The 16,469-nt window shown below is 31.3% G+C and carries 16 protein-coding genes; 12 read left to right on the plus strand and 4 right to left on the minus strand.

Annotated features, from left to right (window positions below; all coding sequences use genetic code 11):
• Positions 1-23: 23 nt before the first annotated feature.
• The 12 genes from OYT91_RS13695 (at position 24) to OYT91_RS13750 (ending at position 14,274) form a co-directional block, all read left to right on the plus strand.
• Positions 24-1,508: a GH3 auxin-responsive promoter family protein gene (locus OYT91_RS13695; protein WP_281238410.1), complete on the plus strand. Its 1,485-nt coding sequence runs from the start codon at positions 24-26 to the stop codon at positions 1,506-1,508.
• 107 nt (positions 1,509-1,615) lie between these two features.
• Positions 1,616-3,295 (plus strand): DUF6909 family protein, encoded by a 1,680-nt coding sequence (locus OYT91_RS13700; RefSeq protein ID WP_281238411.1) that lies wholly within the window; start codon positions 1,616-1,618, stop codon positions 3,293-3,295.
• 8 nt (positions 3,296-3,303) lie between these two features.
• Positions 3,304-4,296: a hypothetical protein gene (locus tag OYT91_RS13705; RefSeq protein ID WP_281238412.1), complete on the plus strand. Its 993-nt coding sequence runs from the start codon at positions 3,304-3,306 to the stop codon at positions 4,294-4,296.
• 72 nt (positions 4,297-4,368) lie between these two features.
• Positions 4,369-5,655, plus strand: coding sequence for an oligosaccharide flippase family protein (locus OYT91_RS13710; protein WP_281238413.1), 1,287 nt, complete (start codon positions 4,369-4,371; stop codon positions 5,653-5,655).
• Positions 5,645-6,178: a class I SAM-dependent methyltransferase gene (locus OYT91_RS13715; protein ID WP_281238414.1), complete on the plus strand. Its 534-nt coding sequence runs from the start codon at positions 5,645-5,647 to the stop codon at positions 6,176-6,178. Before OYT91_RS13710 ends, OYT91_RS13715 begins: the two co-directional genes overlap by 11 nt.
• A 214-nt stretch (positions 6,179-6,392) precedes the next feature.
• Positions 6,393-7,463 carry an O-antigen ligase family protein gene (locus OYT91_RS13720; RefSeq protein WP_281238415.1) on the plus strand — a complete coding sequence of 357 codons (1,071 nt, stop codon included), beginning with the start codon at positions 6,393-6,395 and terminating at the stop codon, positions 7,461-7,463.
• A complete protein-coding gene (locus OYT91_RS13725; RefSeq protein ID WP_281238416.1) occupies positions 7,447-8,532 on the plus strand; it encodes a glycosyltransferase family 4 protein in 1,086 nt (361 codons plus the stop codon). Before OYT91_RS13720 ends, OYT91_RS13725 begins: the two co-directional genes overlap by 17 nt.
• Positions 8,529-9,794: an O-antigen ligase family protein gene (locus OYT91_RS13730; RefSeq protein ID WP_281238417.1), complete on the plus strand. Its 1,266-nt coding sequence runs from the start codon at positions 8,529-8,531 to the stop codon at positions 9,792-9,794. The genes OYT91_RS13725 and OYT91_RS13730 overlap by 4 nt, the downstream gene beginning before the upstream one ends.
• Positions 9,775-10,902: a glycosyltransferase gene (locus tag OYT91_RS13735; RefSeq protein WP_281238418.1), complete on the plus strand. Its 1,128-nt coding sequence runs from the start codon at positions 9,775-9,777 to the stop codon at positions 10,900-10,902. Before OYT91_RS13730 ends, OYT91_RS13735 begins: the two co-directional genes overlap by 20 nt.
• Before the next feature lie 180 nt (positions 10,903-11,082).
• Positions 11,083-12,066 carry a UDP-glucuronic acid decarboxylase family protein gene (locus OYT91_RS13740; protein ID WP_281238419.1) on the plus strand — a complete coding sequence of 328 codons (984 nt, stop codon included), beginning with the start codon at positions 11,083-11,085 and terminating at the stop codon, positions 12,064-12,066.
• 83 nt (positions 12,067-12,149) lie between these two features.
• Positions 12,150-13,502 (plus strand): exopolysaccharide biosynthesis polyprenyl glycosylphosphotransferase, encoded by a 1,353-nt coding sequence (locus tag OYT91_RS13745; RefSeq protein ID WP_281238420.1) that lies wholly within the window; start codon positions 12,150-12,152, stop codon positions 13,500-13,502.
• 1 nt (position 13,503) lies between these two features.
• Positions 13,504-14,274, plus strand: coding sequence for a glycosyltransferase family 2 protein (locus tag OYT91_RS13750; protein WP_281238421.1), 771 nt, complete (start codon positions 13,504-13,506; stop codon positions 14,272-14,274).
• Positions 14,275-14,278: 4 nt separating this feature from the next.
• On the opposite strand, the gene OYT91_RS13755 is transcribed toward OYT91_RS13750, so the two are convergent.
• From OYT91_RS13755 to OYT91_RS13770, 4 genes are read right to left on the minus strand one after another with little or no spacing between them, the layout of a single operon-like run.
• Positions 14,279-14,662, minus strand: a complete 384-nt coding sequence (locus OYT91_RS13755) for an ORF6N domain-containing protein (protein ID WP_281238422.1) — start codon at positions 14,660-14,662, stop codon at positions 14,279-14,281.
• A 7-nt stretch (positions 14,663-14,669) separates the two neighbouring features.
• Positions 14,670-14,807, minus strand: coding sequence for an ORF6N domain-containing protein (locus tag OYT91_RS13760; RefSeq protein ID WP_281238423.1), 138 nt, complete (start codon positions 14,805-14,807; stop codon positions 14,670-14,672).
• Positions 14,808-14,848: 41 nt separating this feature from the next.
• Positions 14,849-16,159, minus strand: a complete 1,311-nt coding sequence (locus OYT91_RS13765) for a phenylacetate--CoA ligase family protein (RefSeq protein WP_281238424.1) — start codon at positions 16,157-16,159, stop codon at positions 14,849-14,851.
• Positions 16,160-16,462, minus strand: coding sequence for a HigA family addiction module antitoxin (locus tag OYT91_RS13770; RefSeq protein WP_281238425.1), 303 nt, complete (start codon positions 16,460-16,462; stop codon positions 16,160-16,162).
• Positions 16,463-16,469 lie beyond the last annotated feature (7 nt).

Below are 16,469 nucleotides of genomic sequence, written 5' to 3' on the forward strand. Positions count from 1 at the left end.
ATTTAAAAATAAAGCCCAATAGAATGTCACTAAAATCGGTTGCAGCAAAATTATTTGCACAAAAAATATATAAAAAGACACAGGTTTGGGCCAATTCTCCTGTTGAAACCCAAAAGGCAGTTTTCTTAAACTTGATAAAAGAAGCAAAGCAAACTCAATTTGGAAAAGACCATCATTTTGATGAAATTAAGAATTTTGAAGATTTTACAAAGCAAGTTCCTGTTCGCGATTACGAAGCCTTAAAACCGTATGTGGATCGAGTGGTAAAGGGAGAGGAGAACGTACTTTGGAAAGGAAAACCACTCTATTTTGCCAAAACTTCTGGAACAACTTCGGGAGCCAAATACATTCCGCTAACCAAAGAATCGATGCCGTATCATATTGAAGCGGCTCGAAATGCGATTTTACTTTATATACACGAAACCAAAAATGCCGATTTTGTAAATGGCAAAATGATATTCCTGCAGGGAAGCCCAATTCTTGAAGAAAAATACGGAATAAAACTAGGTCGTTTGTCTGGAATTGTAGCGCATTTTGTTCCAAAATATTTGCAAAAAAATCGGCTGCCATCTTGGGAAACCAATTGTATTGAAGATTGGGAAACCAAAGTCAATGCGATTGTCGGCGAAACAATTGACCAAGACATGACCGTGATTTCAGGAATTCCATCTTGGGTGCAAATGTATTTTGAAAAACTGCAACAAAGAGGTAAAAAACCAGTCGGGGAAATTTTCAAAAACTTCAATTTGTTTATTTATGGAGGGGTTAATTATGAACCGTACAGAGCCAAATTCGAAAATTTAATTGGTAGAAAAGTAGACAGTATTGAATTATTTCCAGCTTCCGAAGGATTTTTTGCCTATCAAGATTCCCAAAAAGAAAAAGGAATGTTACTGTTATTGAATGCCGGAATTTTTTATGAATTTATAAAAAGCGAAGACTTTTATGCCGAAAACCCAAAACGTTATACCATAGGAGAAGTAGATTTGGGGGTTAATTATGTTTTAATTATTTCTACCAATGCAGGACTTTGGGGATACAATATTGGTGATACCGTTCAGTTTACATCATTGAAACCCTATCGTGTTATTGTTTCTGGACGCATCAAACATTATATTTCTGCCTTTGGCGAACATGTCATTGGGAAAGAAGTCGAATCTGCGTTGCAGGAAGCTATGTTGGGAACAACAATTAGAGTGAATGAATTTACCGTTGCACCACAAATTACGCCTACCGAAGGATTGCCGTATCACGAATGGTTTGTCGAATTTGAGAATGAACCCGATGAAAGCGACACTTTTGCGGAAGCACTAGACAAAGCCATGCGCAAACAAAACATTTATTATGATGATTTGATTGTGGGACATGTTTTAAAAAAATTAGTAGTAACCAAAGTTGCCAAAAACGGTTTTCAAAACTACATGAAATCGATTGGAAAATTGGGCGGTCAGAATAAAATACCAAGATTATCGAATGATAGGAATATTGTTGATTTATTGGCGTTATAAAGCTTAAAATATTTTGATTTTATAAAGGGAATAAAAGAGTTACAATACTATAACATTAACTAAAAGAACAAAATCCCTACATTTGAGAATTATAAAGTTATAAAAAAATGAAAGAGACTAAAAATATATCCAGATCCAGAGCACAAGAATCATCGGCGGCTATTGAAAAAATGTACATCACGATGCGCCATCTTTTCAATAGAGGATTTTACAAACCCATGGGAATTTCTGGTGATACTTTAAGAGAAGCATTATTGGCTTTAAGACCCGAAATTTATGGAAATATTGCTGAAGAGAAAGTCGAATTAAACGGACTTTTATATGTTATAGAACGCCTTCCGGTAGGAATAGAGGAATGTCGTTTTATCAATTTAACGTCGGATGAAGGCTATTCGAAATCGCACTTCAAAGCAATTGTTCCTCCAAAAAGACGTCGCAATTGTTACCGAATTGACGAAGAACAAATGAATGTGGAAATCACTCGAGGACGATCAGACATTTATGATATTTTGACGCATTTGACCTTTATTTTTATCGAATCACATAAAATAAGAAATAGAGTTTTATTAGACGATGCAGGGGAAGTTTCCCGTGATTGGACAAAATTGGAAGCAGCGGTATTTCAACAAAAAAAACTGACTTTGGTCGAAAAAGAAAAAGCCATTTCGCATGCGGCTAATATTCTGGGAAGAACTTTTGAGGAAGTTTTGGATATTTATGATTCTTTTGGAAATGAAGTGGCACCAGATCGGTTTTTGCATGTTATTTATTGGTTGGGGAAACTAGCCATAGAAGAAGTTATTGACAGTAATAAAAGAACGATTACGTTCAGTCCAATTCTACGGGAGCGTTTGGGACACCATATTCACGGTGAAGTTTGGGCGACCAACATTAAGGAAGTCTTGAAAGAAAACCAACTCTTGGATAGACCCATTCACGTGATTAGTGCCAACATGCACTCGGTGATGAATTCTATTTTTGCCACTCCTATTTTGAAAACAAAATTCAAGGACAAGTCTGATTTTTTTATTTACGAAGAATTGAGTAAATCGGGAGCCAATGAGCTTCGCAATCAAGTAGAAGCTGTAGCACTGAAACAAGGAATGATTTTCTTGCCAGATACTTCAGGAACCAATATAGACGTTCAAATTTTTGACACATCCAAAATAGATTGGCCCAAAACTTCTTTTCCAAAGGCCGATTTAGGAGAGCAAAAACCAGTGCTTATTGTGATGGATTATGCTTTTGGTGAACAAGCTTATGAAACAATAGACGAGTTGTTAAAACCTTATAAAAAAGAAATCTTACTCAATGTAAAATCGGTTTCGATTATGGGGAAAGCAGGAATCCTTGAAGGGGGAAAAGGAGATATTATGATTCCGAATGCCCATATTAATGAAGGAACCGCGGATAATTATTTCTTTGAAAACGAATTAACCGCTGACATGTTTGATGGCAATGACATTGCTGTTTTTGCAGGACCAATGGTTACCGTTCTAGGAACGTCTTTGCAAAACCGTGATTTATTAAAGTTTTTTCATGAATCGACTTGGGGCGTTATTGGTCTAGAAATGGAAGGTTCCTATTATCAAAAAGCCATTCAATCGGCTTCAAAAATTAGAAAAAGTGTTCCTCAAGATATAAAGGTACGATATGCCTATTACGCTTCGGATAACCCATTAGAAACAGGAAGTACCTTGGCTTCAGGTGGCTTGGGAACTACTGGAGTGAAACCTACCTATCTGATTACCATTAAAATTTTGGAACAAATTTTCAATATAAAATAAATTAAGAAATGATTACAAAAGTACCCCAAAATAAAGAGGACCAAGAAATTGATTTGCTTCAAATTCCTCAAAAAATAAGCGATTTTTTTGGATCGGTAAGTACATCGATTTTTAAAGGGATCCAATTTTTTGTTCGAAACAAGGTTTTAGTTTTGGCTTTGATTCTTGTTGGTTTTGGAATGGGTTGGTATTTGGATTCGAATAAGAAGATATTTGATAATCAAATCATTGTAACACCAAATTTTGAAAGTGTTGATTATTTGTACTCAAAAATTGATTTATTACAATCAAAAATTGCTTATGGAGACACTCTTTTTCTTAAAAATGTTGTTGGAATCAAGAAGCCAAAAGCAATTAAAAAAATTGCAATTAAACCAATTGCAGATGTTTATGGATTTGTAGAAAACAAAGAACAAAATTTCGAATTATTAAAACTAATTGCAGAAGACGGAGATATAAACAAAGTTTTGATAGACAATGTAACGAGTAAAAATTACACCTATCACACCATTTCATTCACAACAAATGAATTAACAGATGAAGAAAATGTCGTTCAGCCAATATTAAATTACTTGAATAATTCGAAGTATTTTAGTACTGTTCAAAAAATTGGACTAAAGAATTTAGACCAAGAAATTGCTCAAAATGACACCATTATAAAGCAAATAAATGATGTTTTAGCTAGTTTTACAAGCAATAAGAAAAGTGTTCAAAAAGAAGGAAAATTGGTTTATTATAATGAAAATACTCAGTTAAACGACCTTATTAAAACTAAACAATATTTAATAGGTGAACAAGGCAAAAACAGGGTTAAATTAGTTAGATATGATAAAACTATAAAACAAATAAACACTGTATTAAACCTAACAAAAACCAATTTTATCAGTGGTAATTTAAGTCTGATTCTGCCCCTTTTATTTGTATTATTGTTTGTTGCATCGCATTCTTTTTTAGCATTTTACAAAAAGCAATCATTAATAACGGAGTCAAAGAAAGAATAGAATGTATGCTTGAAAACAGTACTGATATTGTATGGTTTATTTGCGTGAAATCGTTTTTAAATTTAGTAACCAATGTTTAAAAACAGACTCATAGAGACACTAGTTTCAAATAAAAGGCATATCAATTCTTCCTTTTTTTTGTTTTTTATCAATCTTTTAAATTTTGTATTTCCACTTTTAATTTCTCCAAGAATCATTCAAAAATGTGGGCTTGAAGGTTTTGGTATTGTTATATTATTTCAGTCTATTGCAATTTTTGTCTCTTCAATAACTGAATATGGTTTTAATATCAATGCCACAAGGGACGTAACTTTAAATCAAGACCATCCAGATTTTATAAACAAACACTTTTTTACAGTTACATACTGCAAAACTATTTTGTTAGGGATTGCTATTTTACTCTCTATTCTTATTTATTTCTTTTTTCCAAAAGCAAATGATTATAGTTTTATATATTTTACATCTTTGTTTATTTTAATCGGTAGGACTTTCAATCCGCTTTGGGTTTTGAGATCGTTACATAAATTGAAATACATTTTTTATTTTTTCATTTTCTTCAAAATAATAAGTCTTTTGGTGATTTATCTTTTTCTTGAAAGTGGAGCTAATCTATATCTTGTTAATTTAACCATAGGATCAATGGATTTATTAACTTGTATATTTTCTATTTTGGTATTGATGAATAGAATGAAATGGAAGTATTATAAACCAGATTTTAAAGCCATAAAAAAAGAAATAGTAACTGGTTTTGGGATTTTTGTTCAAGTAATTTCGATTAATGCCAATGCTTATCTTAACCCAATGATTTTGGGATTGTTTGTAAATGAATATGCACTGGGAATCTATTGTGTTGTCGAAAAAGTAATATTAGTAGTACGGTTTTGCGGGTCATTTATAATTCAGAGTCTTTTCCCTAAAGCTTGCGAAATGGCTGGAAAAAATCATCAGGATTATAAGGTTTTTGCTCGAAAATTATTTGTTTTTTTAGTAATAAGCATGCTAATAGCAGCAATGTTGTTAGTAGTTTTCTCAAATTTAATAGTTTCCTATTTCGTAAAAATGAATATAGCTGAATGTAGTGCCTTTTTGGTTTATAACTCACTGATTCCTTTTGTAGTTGCTTTTAATATGGTTCCTTATCTTACATTTATGGTGTATAGCAAACAAAAAGCCGTTACAAAAATCATTATTTTATCGGTTTTTATTAATGTTATATTGAATACAATTTTGTCTAAACAATTTGGAATATTTGGAATTTCTGCGGGAATTTATATTACAGAATTGTTTGTTTCGATATCTTTATGGGCTGTTTTAATTTTTAAATTCCCAAATCTTAATTTTTTAAAGAATGAAAAATAAGCTTAACATTGGCTGCGGAAATGATATAAAAGAAGGATTTGTTAATTTAGATATTACTCAATTACCTGGTGTAGATGTCGTTTGCGATATTGAAAATAGTTTGCTTCCTTTTGAAAATGAAACATTTGAATATATAATGTGTATAGACGTTTTGGAGCATGTGGATTATCCTAAGGTTTTAAAAGAAATTCACCGGGTTTTAAAACCAGAAGGTATTGTTGAAATCAGAGTTCCACATTTTACATCAAGTAATAATTATATAGATCCTACGCACAAAAGAATGTTTTCGTTTCGGACTTTTGATTTTTTTGTAAATAATACAAGGTATAACAGAAATTATTATTTTGATTTTCAGTTTAGCGAATTACTGTTTTCCAAAATTACATTCATGAACAAGAATCCATTAAATTGGCCTTTTCTTATTTGGGTAAATGCAAATAAAACAACCCAAAAAATATATGAGGAAACCTTTTTGAGAAGTATTGCACCTGCCTATAATGTTGAGGTAAAACTCAAAAAATAGATCAAATAATATGATTAGGAATTTATAAATCAATTTCAAAAAAGTGAAAATAAAGACACAGCATCTTACAATGATATTGATTGTTTGTTTGATTACATTTTGTATTCAAACAGCAGATATTAAATTCGGCTTTATCAAAGTTTCAGAACTTATTTTATTGCTCTTTTTGCCTTTTTTGATAAAAAAATCCATTAATAAATTCATTTTTTATTTTTTGATATTCTTTACTCTAGAAGCGGTATTAGGGTTAATACTAACAGCAACACATGAATTCGACATTCTTGGATCCTCAAGGTTTAAAGCTCCTTATGTGATAACCATTGGGCGTTATTTTGAATTAGTATCTTGTTTGATTTTAGGTATAATTACTTTTAGATTATTTCAAAAGCAGTATGCAAATTCTAGAATTATTGTTGATTATCTAGTTAATTGGAATATTGCAATCACAATTGTTTTTGCTGTAATTTATGTTTTGGTTTTTTCGCGGATATTACCTCTTCATAGTTCAATAGTAGTATATGAAAACTATCGGTTAAGGGGGTTTTATAATGAGGGAGGTCCATACGGATTAATGCTTTCATTTATTTTTATGTTAACTTTTTTCCAGCCAAAAAGCAGCAAAAGAATTCTAAAACAAATTTTTCTGTTTTTTATAATTGCATTCTGTGCAAGGTCTAAGGCTGGTGTTTTATTAATTGTTGTGTGGATTGGAATGTTGAATTTTGATTACCTGAAAAATAAATTCAAAGTTCTGGCTTTTCCGGTAATTGTTTTGTTTTTGATAGGGTTTTACTATTTATTTATCAATATTAGTTCAATGTACATTACAGAATTAAATCGAGTAAAACTTTCAGTTGTTGAGCGTCCTACAGATATTAATTTAATTTTGGGTCGTGTTTCGGGTACATACATTGTGCCTAATATGGTCAAAGAAAACCCGGTATTTGGGATTGGTCTTGGGAATTATCCTTTATTGAGAAATAATGCAGAGTACCGTGCTTTTTTTCCAAAGCCACCAAAAGAAGTTCTTAATATAGACGCACACGGTTTTGGAGGATTGGTAGATATTATTGTAGAAATGGGGATTATTGGGTTTATATTATTTGCTTCAATTATTTATCAATTACACAAAGAATTAAAAAAATTAAATAGAGGATATATTTTATTGACAGGTTTTCTATTGCTATTTTGTTTTGGAGTACAAATTTATTTTTTATACCCTTGGGCATTTTTAGGAATCATTTTGGCATACCAAAACAACTATATAGATGAAATTAGTAATTGATATCCGTTTAATAAATGCCTCGGGAATCGGTACCTATTTAAAGAATATAGTACCGAGTATTTTAGACATTTTTGACCAAGTTATAGTGCTAGGTAATACAAAAGAAATAAGCAGATTTCATTGGAATAATCGAGTTGAAATCATTGAATTCAACGCCAAAATTTATTCTTTGAAAGAGCAAATACTTTATCCAATTGTAGTTCCTAAATGCGACATTTTTTGGGCACCACATTTTAATGTACCATTATTACCAATCAAAGCACAAAAAATTGTGACAACAATTCATGATCTAAATCATTTGGCAGGTGTATCTCCTATTTCTATGGTGAAGAAAAAATATGCCGAACTTTTATTTCAAAATGCAGTAAAAAAAGCCAATTTAATTTTTACAGTTTCTGAATTTTCAAAAAAGGAACTCCTAAAATACACGTCGGTATTTCCAAACAAAATAAAGGTAGTCTATTGTGGAGTTAATAAGTATTTTTTTCAAAACACAATAAATGATACCGATTTAAAATTGCCTTCAAACTATATTTTGTATGTTGGAAACGTAAAACCACATAAAAATTTAATGATCCTATTAAAAGCCTATTGCTTATTATCGAAAGAATTAAAATCTAAATACCAACTGGTGATTATTGGCAAAAAAGAAGGTTTTATCACACGAGATAAACAGATTGATAATTACATAAAGAGTCATAATTTACAACACCAAATTACTTTTACAGGATATATAGATGATTTAGATTTGCCAAAGATTTATCAAGAGGCTTCATTATTTGTTTTTCCTTCTTTGTATGAAGGTTTTGGGCTTCCTATTTTAGAGGCATTGGCTGCAGGAACCATGGTAATAAGTTCAAATGCATCCAGTTTGCCAGAAATAGGAGGAGAAGCGGTTATTTATTTTGACCCAAATGATCATACAGAATTGATTCAAAAAATAACGAAATATCTTGAAAAAGGAACTGATAATTCATTTTTAAGAAGTCAGAGCGAAATCCAATTGGAAAAATTTACTTGGGAAAAAGCGATCGAAAATCATATACAAGGATTCAAAATAATAGAATGAAACAGTACATTATAAATCAAAACCGTAAGATTACTTACTTTTTCTTGATTGCATTATCTTTTTTCCCAGTTTTGCCAACAGGAGTAGAAAGTGTATTGATGATTGCTGCATTTTTGTTTTCACTTTCCTATTTTAGCATTGAAGGAAAGAAATTTTGGAATAGAAAGAAGACTTTATATAGTTTACTTTTTTCAAGTTTATTTCTTATTTATGCATTTTCATTACTTTATACCCAAAATATAGGTAATGGTATAAAGTACATAATTAGACTTTTGCCAACCATTTTATTTCCTGCCATTTTTTTGTTTAATGACAAAGAGATAATTAACAATAAGCAGTTGGAGTTTATAAAATCGATGTATATCATGGCTTTAATTTTGGCTTTGGTTTATTTGAATTTCACTTTATATGATTGCCTTTATAAGAGCGAAATTCAGTTTTGGGACTTTAGGCAGCTGATTGAAAAAAAGATAAAAGTTCACGGAACTTATTTGTCGATGTGGATTGGTTTTGGAGTTATTCTTCTTTTTTTTAAATTTAAAAAAGAGGTCTTTAATAGAAAAACTCTTTTGGCTTATATTGCCATGCTAGCCATTATTAGTTATTTCATATATTGGCAATATCTCATAGGATCCAGAATGCCTTTTGGTGCAACACTTTTGATATCTTCTATTTTGATGTTTAAAAATAGAAAGCAAATGTTTGTTTTTAGTATGTTTTTTATCGTTTTAGGATTCGTTATAATTTTAAAAACAGATAGACTAGGAGATCGTTTTCAAAAATTGTCTCAATATAATTTTTCTTTTCCAGAAGGCAAATACGAAGATAATTATCCTAATATAAGTACAGAACAAATTAGAAATGGAATCTATTATTGCAGTTTCGAAAAAATAAAACAGCAACCAATTTTAGGGTATGGAGTTGGCGATGTTGATGCAGAGTTGCAGTCCTGTTATGACAATACATTTACAAATACGGATACTTATAAAGTGACAAGATACAATTCGCACAATCAGTTTTTAAAAATTATTTTATCTGCAGGTTTTGTTGGATTGGTTTTGTTTTTAATTTCAATTTTATGCTTGGTTAAAAATGCTATTGAACATAAATTAGTACTTTATATCAGTTTTATTTCCTTTGTTTTTCTTAATTTTTCCTTTGAAAACATATTAAGCAGACACGATGGTGTACTTTTTTTTGCTTTTTTTAGCGCCCTATTTTTTTTTACAAATACACAACAAAATGAAAAAAGCATTAATTAACGATTGGTATTATGTAAATGGAGGAGCCGAGAAAGTGATTCATTCGTTGAATCATATTTGGGATGATTTTGATCATTATGCTTTAATTGATTTCCTGAACGAAACCGATAGGGATTTTATTTTAAAAGGGAAAAAAGCTAAAACCAGTTTTATTCAAAATTTACCCACCGCCAAGTCCAATCACCGAAAGTTTTTGCAACTTTTCCCGTGCGCCATTGAACAATTTGACTTAAGTGAGTATGATTTAATACTGAGTTCTTCTTCATCAATTGCAAAGGGAGTGGTAACACGTAAAAATCAATTGCATATTTGTTACTGTCATTCCCCTATGCGGTACGCTTGGGATCTACAAGAACAATATCTACAGGATTCAGGTCTAAATAAAGGATTAAAAGGAATTTATGCCAAATATGTTTTAAATAATATTAGAAAATGGGATGTAACAAATTCAGAGAATGTCACTTATTTTATTGCCAATTCAAAAAACATTGCCCAAAAAATAAAAAAAATATACAACCGTGAATCAACTGTAATTTATCCTCCTGTTGATGTTGATTTTTTTACATTAGAAGAAAACAAAAAGGAGTATTATTTTACAGCGTCCAGAATGGTTTCGTACAAAAAAACGTTCTTAATTGTTGAAGCTTTTAATGAATTACCACATCTGAAATTGGTAGTTGCAGGTTCTGGTCCTGATTATGATGCAATAAAAAAAATAGCCAAAAGCAATATTATACTTATTGGTCATATTGATAAATTAGAATTAAAAAAACAGATGCAAGAAGCAAAAGCATTTGTTTTTGCAGCCGAAGAAGATTTTGGAATTGTACCAGTCGAAGCCCAAGCTTGTGGAACTCCCGTTATTGCTTTTGGAAAAGGAGGAGCACTTGAAACTGTAATTGAAGGTAAAACAGGCGTTTTTTTTAAAGAACAAACAGCCCAAAGTTTAAAAGAAGCCATACTGAATTTTGAAACCTTAAAATTCAATCCAAAAGAAATACGGGAACACGCTTTGCAATTTTCTAAAGAACGTTTTGAAATTGAAATTAAAGCTTTCGTAACAAAAAAACACAAAGAACATCAAAGTTTATATGCAGATAGTTTATAATAAAATTTTTCTTTTAAGATGAATTGCATATCTCATTCTCACTATATTTGCTGTCAATAATTATTTTTATGAAATCGCCATGACTGTATTTGTAGCAAACACAAATGAAGATCTGATGACCCGAGCGGTAGCGAACTGGCGAAGCATACCATATTCCAACTAAAACAATATTATCTTCTTATGAAAAGAATACTCATCACCGGAGCAGCAGGATTTTTAGGATCTCATTTATGTGATCGTTTTATCAAAGAAGGTTATCATGTTATAGGAATGGATAATCTAATTACAGGTGATTTAAAAAATATAGAACATTTGTTCAAACTAGAACATTTTGAATTTTATCATCACGATATCACAAAGTTTGTACATGTTCCAGGCGAGTTAGATTATATCCTGCATTTTGCTTCGCCGGCAAGTCCAATTGATTATCTCAAAATTCCAATTCAAACCTTGAAAGTAGGCTCATTGGGTACACATAATTTATTAGGTTTGGCAAGAGTCAAAAAAGCAAGAATTCTTATAGCTTCTACTTCTGAGGTATATGGTGATCCATTAGTTCATCCTCAAACCGAAGACTATTACGGAAACGTAAATACCATTGGACCAAGAGGAGTGTATGATGAAGCCAAACGCTTTCAAGAATCTATCACTATGGCTTATCATACTTTTCATGGAGTAGAAACTAGAATTGTTCGAATTTTCAATACTTACGGACCTCGTATGCGACTCAATGACGGTCGAGTTATTCCCGCTTTTATAGGACAAGCCATTCGTGGAGAAGATTTAACAATTTTTGGAGATGGCATGCAAACGCGATCTTTTTGTTATGTCGATGATCAAGTTGAAGGGATCTTCAGATTGTTACATTCGGATTATGTTTATCCTGTAAATATTGGTAATCCTGATGAAATTACGATCAAAGATTTTGCAGAGGAAATCATAAAACTAACAGGAACCAATCAAAAAGTAGTTTATTATCCGTTGCCTATAAATGACCCTTTGCAACGTCAACCTGATATTACCAAAGCAAAAGAATTATTGGGATGGGAAGCCACAGTAAATCGTGCCGAAGGAATGAAAATCACCTACGATTATTTCAAGTCATTATCCAAAGAAGAATTATCCAAAGAAGAACATAAAGATTTTTCTAAGTATATCAATTAGTGATTTGACTATGATTCAAATAGTTCAAATTAGATTGGAGAATGACGATACCATATTCCACACAAAGTAAATAGTATCTTCAAATGAAAACTAAAACAGGAAGATATTCCGGTTACATTAGGCCTTTTTCACGCTTATTAGATTTGGTTATAATCAATTTCTTCGCAGCGTATTTTTCGGGTATTCCTGTTTTTCAAGATTTTTATGCTCTTTTTATCAGTACTGCTTGGTTTATTATTGCTGCCAATTTAGGGTTTTATGAAGTGTACCGTTATACCAAAGTTATTGCTATCTTGAATTGCACTTTGAAGCAAGCCATTGTTTTTTTAGTTTGGTGTTTTGCTCTAGCTTATTTTTATCCCGATAGATATAGTTTGTATTCAATTTTAGAATTCACATTTCTTTCGGTAATTATGATTCTTGTTTTTAAACTGTTTATCTACTTTTTTCTTAAAAAATACCGAATAATTTTTGGTGGTAATTTTAGAAGAGTTGTACTTATCGGTAAAAATAAAAGCATTTTACCATTAAAACATTTTTTCGAAGAAAATCCAGATTATGGCTATAAATTGATAAAGGTGTTTGACTTGGATTTAAACAAATCCGAACTACTTCAAGAGTGTTTTTCTTTTGTTTTGGAGCATAAAATAGATGAACTTTATTGCTCACAGGTTGATTTATCATTTAAGCAAATAGAAGAATTTGTGTTTTTTGCCGATAATAATTTAAAAACACTAAAGTTTATTCCAGATCAAAAGCAATTATTAGCATTAAACACCACTTTTGAATATTATGATTATATTCCTGTAATATCACAAAGAACAATTTCCCTAGATGAGTCCTTACATTATAATATCAAACGTGCTTTTGATATTGTTTTTTCAACTGTAATAATTGTATGTATATTATCATGGTTGATTCCTGTTTTGGCAATTATTATTCGAATGGATTCAAAAGGCCCTCTTTTTTTTATGCAAAAGAGGAACGGTTTAAATAATAAAGAATTCAATTGTTTCAAGTTTCGTTCTATGGAAATAAATGAATTGGCAGATATTGAACAAGTTTCCAAAAACGATTCAAGAATAACGAAGGTGGGTAAATTTATACGTAAAACAAGTATCGATGAATTGCCTCAATTTTTCAATGTTTTGTTGGGAGACATGTCAGTAGTAGGTCCTAGACCCCACATGGTTAGTCACACGAATATGTATGCAGAACGGATTGATAAATTCATGGTGCGTCATTTTATAAAACCAGGAATAACGGGTTTAGCCCAAACCAAAGGATTTCGTGGAGAAATCGAAACGGACAAAGACATTATAAATAGAGTACGATATGATATTTTTTATATCGAAAAATGGTCTTTATTATTGGATTTAAAAATCATCTTCAATACCATTTATAATACTTTAAAAGGTGATAAAAAAGCATATTAGTATGGAAACAGCTTTAGTATCCATTATTACTCCTTCGTTCAACTCAGAGAAATTCATAGCTGAAACGATTCAATCCGTGCAAAATCAAACCTACCAAAACTGGGAAATGATCATAGTTGATGATTCTTCAACAGACCAGACTATTTCTGTTATTGAACAATTTGTTAAAAATGATATTAGAATTCGTTTTTTTCAATTGGATAAAAATTCAGGTGCTGGAATTGCTAGAGAAAAAGCATTGTCTATTGCAAATGGGGATTATATTTCATTTTTGGATGCAGATGACCTTTGGAAACCACAAAAACTTCAAAAACAACTTCAGTTTTTAAAAGAAAACAAAGTACCTTTTACATTTTCTTTCTACGAATGTATTGATGAAAAAGGAAATGCATTAAATAGAATAGTTGAAGCTCCAAGAAATCTGACCTATCATCAATTGTTTTTTTGTAATTATGTTGGTAATCTTACGGGAATTTATGAAGTTAATTTTTTTGGAAAAATTGCTATTTCTGCAACCCGAAAACGACAGGATTGGATGGTCTGGCTTACGATTCTAAAAAAAATTAGAATAGCTAAACCAGTTCCCGAAAGTCTGGCTTTTTATCGCATTAGAGATAATTCACTCTCCGCTTCAAAGGTCGATTTATTGAAACATAATTTTGCAGTTTACCGAAACTTTCATGGGTTTAGTTATATTTCTTCTTTATTTATTATGATTGGATTTTTAATCACTCAATTACTAATAAAACCGCGTTATATAAAGAAGATTTAGGAGATTATTTTTTATATCCAATTTTAATTCTTTCGCCTTCATTTTCTTTTTTCTCAGTCAATTCATCCAAATAGGAGAAAACCAACTCGATATTTTTATCATGATTTTCTAGTTTTTTTTGAATTTGAAGGATGTCAATTTTAATCTCAGTGGTATCCAATAACATTTGCCTCACTTTAGTAAAAATGCGCATGATTTGGATATTAGTCTGAATCGCTTTATCGCTTTTCAATACACTAGATAACATCAAAACTCCGTGTTCGGTGAATGCCATTGGAGCATAACGCAAACCCATCTTATCTGAATTGGAGGTCACAAATTGTGACCTCCAATTTTCGAACTCTGATTTAGTAAGCTCAAACATAAAATCTTCAGGGAATCTTGACAAATTTCTTTTAACGGCTTGTTTTAAAAACCTTATTTTCAATGCCATAGAGTACTGCTAAATCACGATCAAGCATGACTTTTTGATTGCGTATAAAGTATATTTTGTTAGAAATCGTTTCTTCTGAAAGCAAAGACAGTTCACTCATCGTTTGTCAATTTAAACGACCAATATACGATTTTATTTACATTACAAAAAAGAAGAAAATTGCTTTAATTTTCCGCGGTTACTTCTTTCCAAGGTTTTTTTACGAGTAAAAGTAAAGTGAAGATTCGGTTGCAAGTACAAAGCAACGGCCTGATTTATTTTTTCGATTTGTTCTGTATTCAATTCAAAATCACTGACATATTCTATTTCAAATAGGTCAATCTTAGTTTGTTTGATGATGAACTCTTTCACATTTCCATCGTCTTCAATGATACTTTTGGTTACATAATAAAACGTTAATCCAGGCGATTTTTTACCACTGGGTAAAATAGCCACATCATTGGTTCTTCCAATTAATTGTTTAAGAATAGGTTTTTTTAAAGTGCTTTTTTCATCCAATATGCCAATATCACCAATATCATATCGAATAAAAGGATGCGCTTTGTTAAAGAGGGAAGTAATCACAATTCGACCCGAAGTTCCGTTTGGAACCGCCTGATTATTTTCATCCAAAATTTCCACAAACAAAGTTTCCGAGTTGACTTGCCATTCATCCTCTAGATTTTGAAAAGCAATTAAATCCAATTCTGAAGCGCCATATTCATTGACAATAGGAATGCCAAATTGTTTTTCCAAAAGCAGTTTGTCTTCTTTAAAAAGCATTTCGGAGGTGACCATACATACTTTTAAAGTGGGACAAATTGCTGCTAAAACGATATCTTTTTTCTGTAAAAATTTAGCAAACAAAACAATCGATGAGGTGTAACCATTGATGTAATCGAATTTCTTAGTTTTAAAATGTTCCAAAAAACCCTCCAAAACCTCGTCAGATAAATCGAATATGGAAAACCGATACCGATGACTCAAATAATCCTTGAATCTTTCTTTTCTGTTTCCAATAAAATCCATCGGAATACCATAAAATCGCGCTTGATAAGAAGTGTTAAAATCAATTCCATACCAGCCAAAACGATACATATTGGATGCCCAAGTTAGTGCATGACAATATTTGTCTTTGGCAAAAACAAAAGGATGTCCGCTGGACCCAGATGTTTTATTGAGATACACTGATTTTTCGGTATAACCCAAAGAAAGTCTTTCTTTCAAAGGCTTCTGTAAGTTTTTCTTATTTAAAATGGGTAAATCAGACCAATTTGCAAAAGAGTTAGAACCGACCAATTCTCTGTAAAATGGATTATTGCTAAGGTGAAAATGGACAATTTCTGTTTTTTTTTGTTCGATAAAACGACTATAGTTTTCCTCAGGAATGGCAAGAATGTTTTGCAATTCAGCTTTGGCTTCCTGCATAGGAAAACCGTTTATTAGGAGTGTTAGGTCGAATAGTTTGAACATCTACGCCACTTTTTGATTATCAAAAGGCTTGATACCTTGAATTTCTTCCCCTTTGTTTTCTTGTTCTTCCTCTATATCATAATCGTCTTGTAGTCCAAGCCAAAATTTAGGGGAGTTTCCAAAATATTGACTCAAGCGTATTGCTGTATCTGCTGTAATTCTCCGGTTTCCTTTAGCAATTTCTGAAATTCTAGTTTGCGGAATTTTCAATTCTTTAGACAGCCGATATGGAGTTATGTCTAAAGGAACAAGAAATTCTTCAAGTAAAATTTCTCCCGGATGTATATTTTTTAATTTTTCCATTTCAAAT

The sequence above is a fragment of the Flavobacterium praedii genome, assembly GCF_026810365.1.
GTDB lineage: Bacteria > Bacteroidota > Bacteroidia > Flavobacteriales > Flavobacteriaceae > Flavobacterium > Flavobacterium praedii.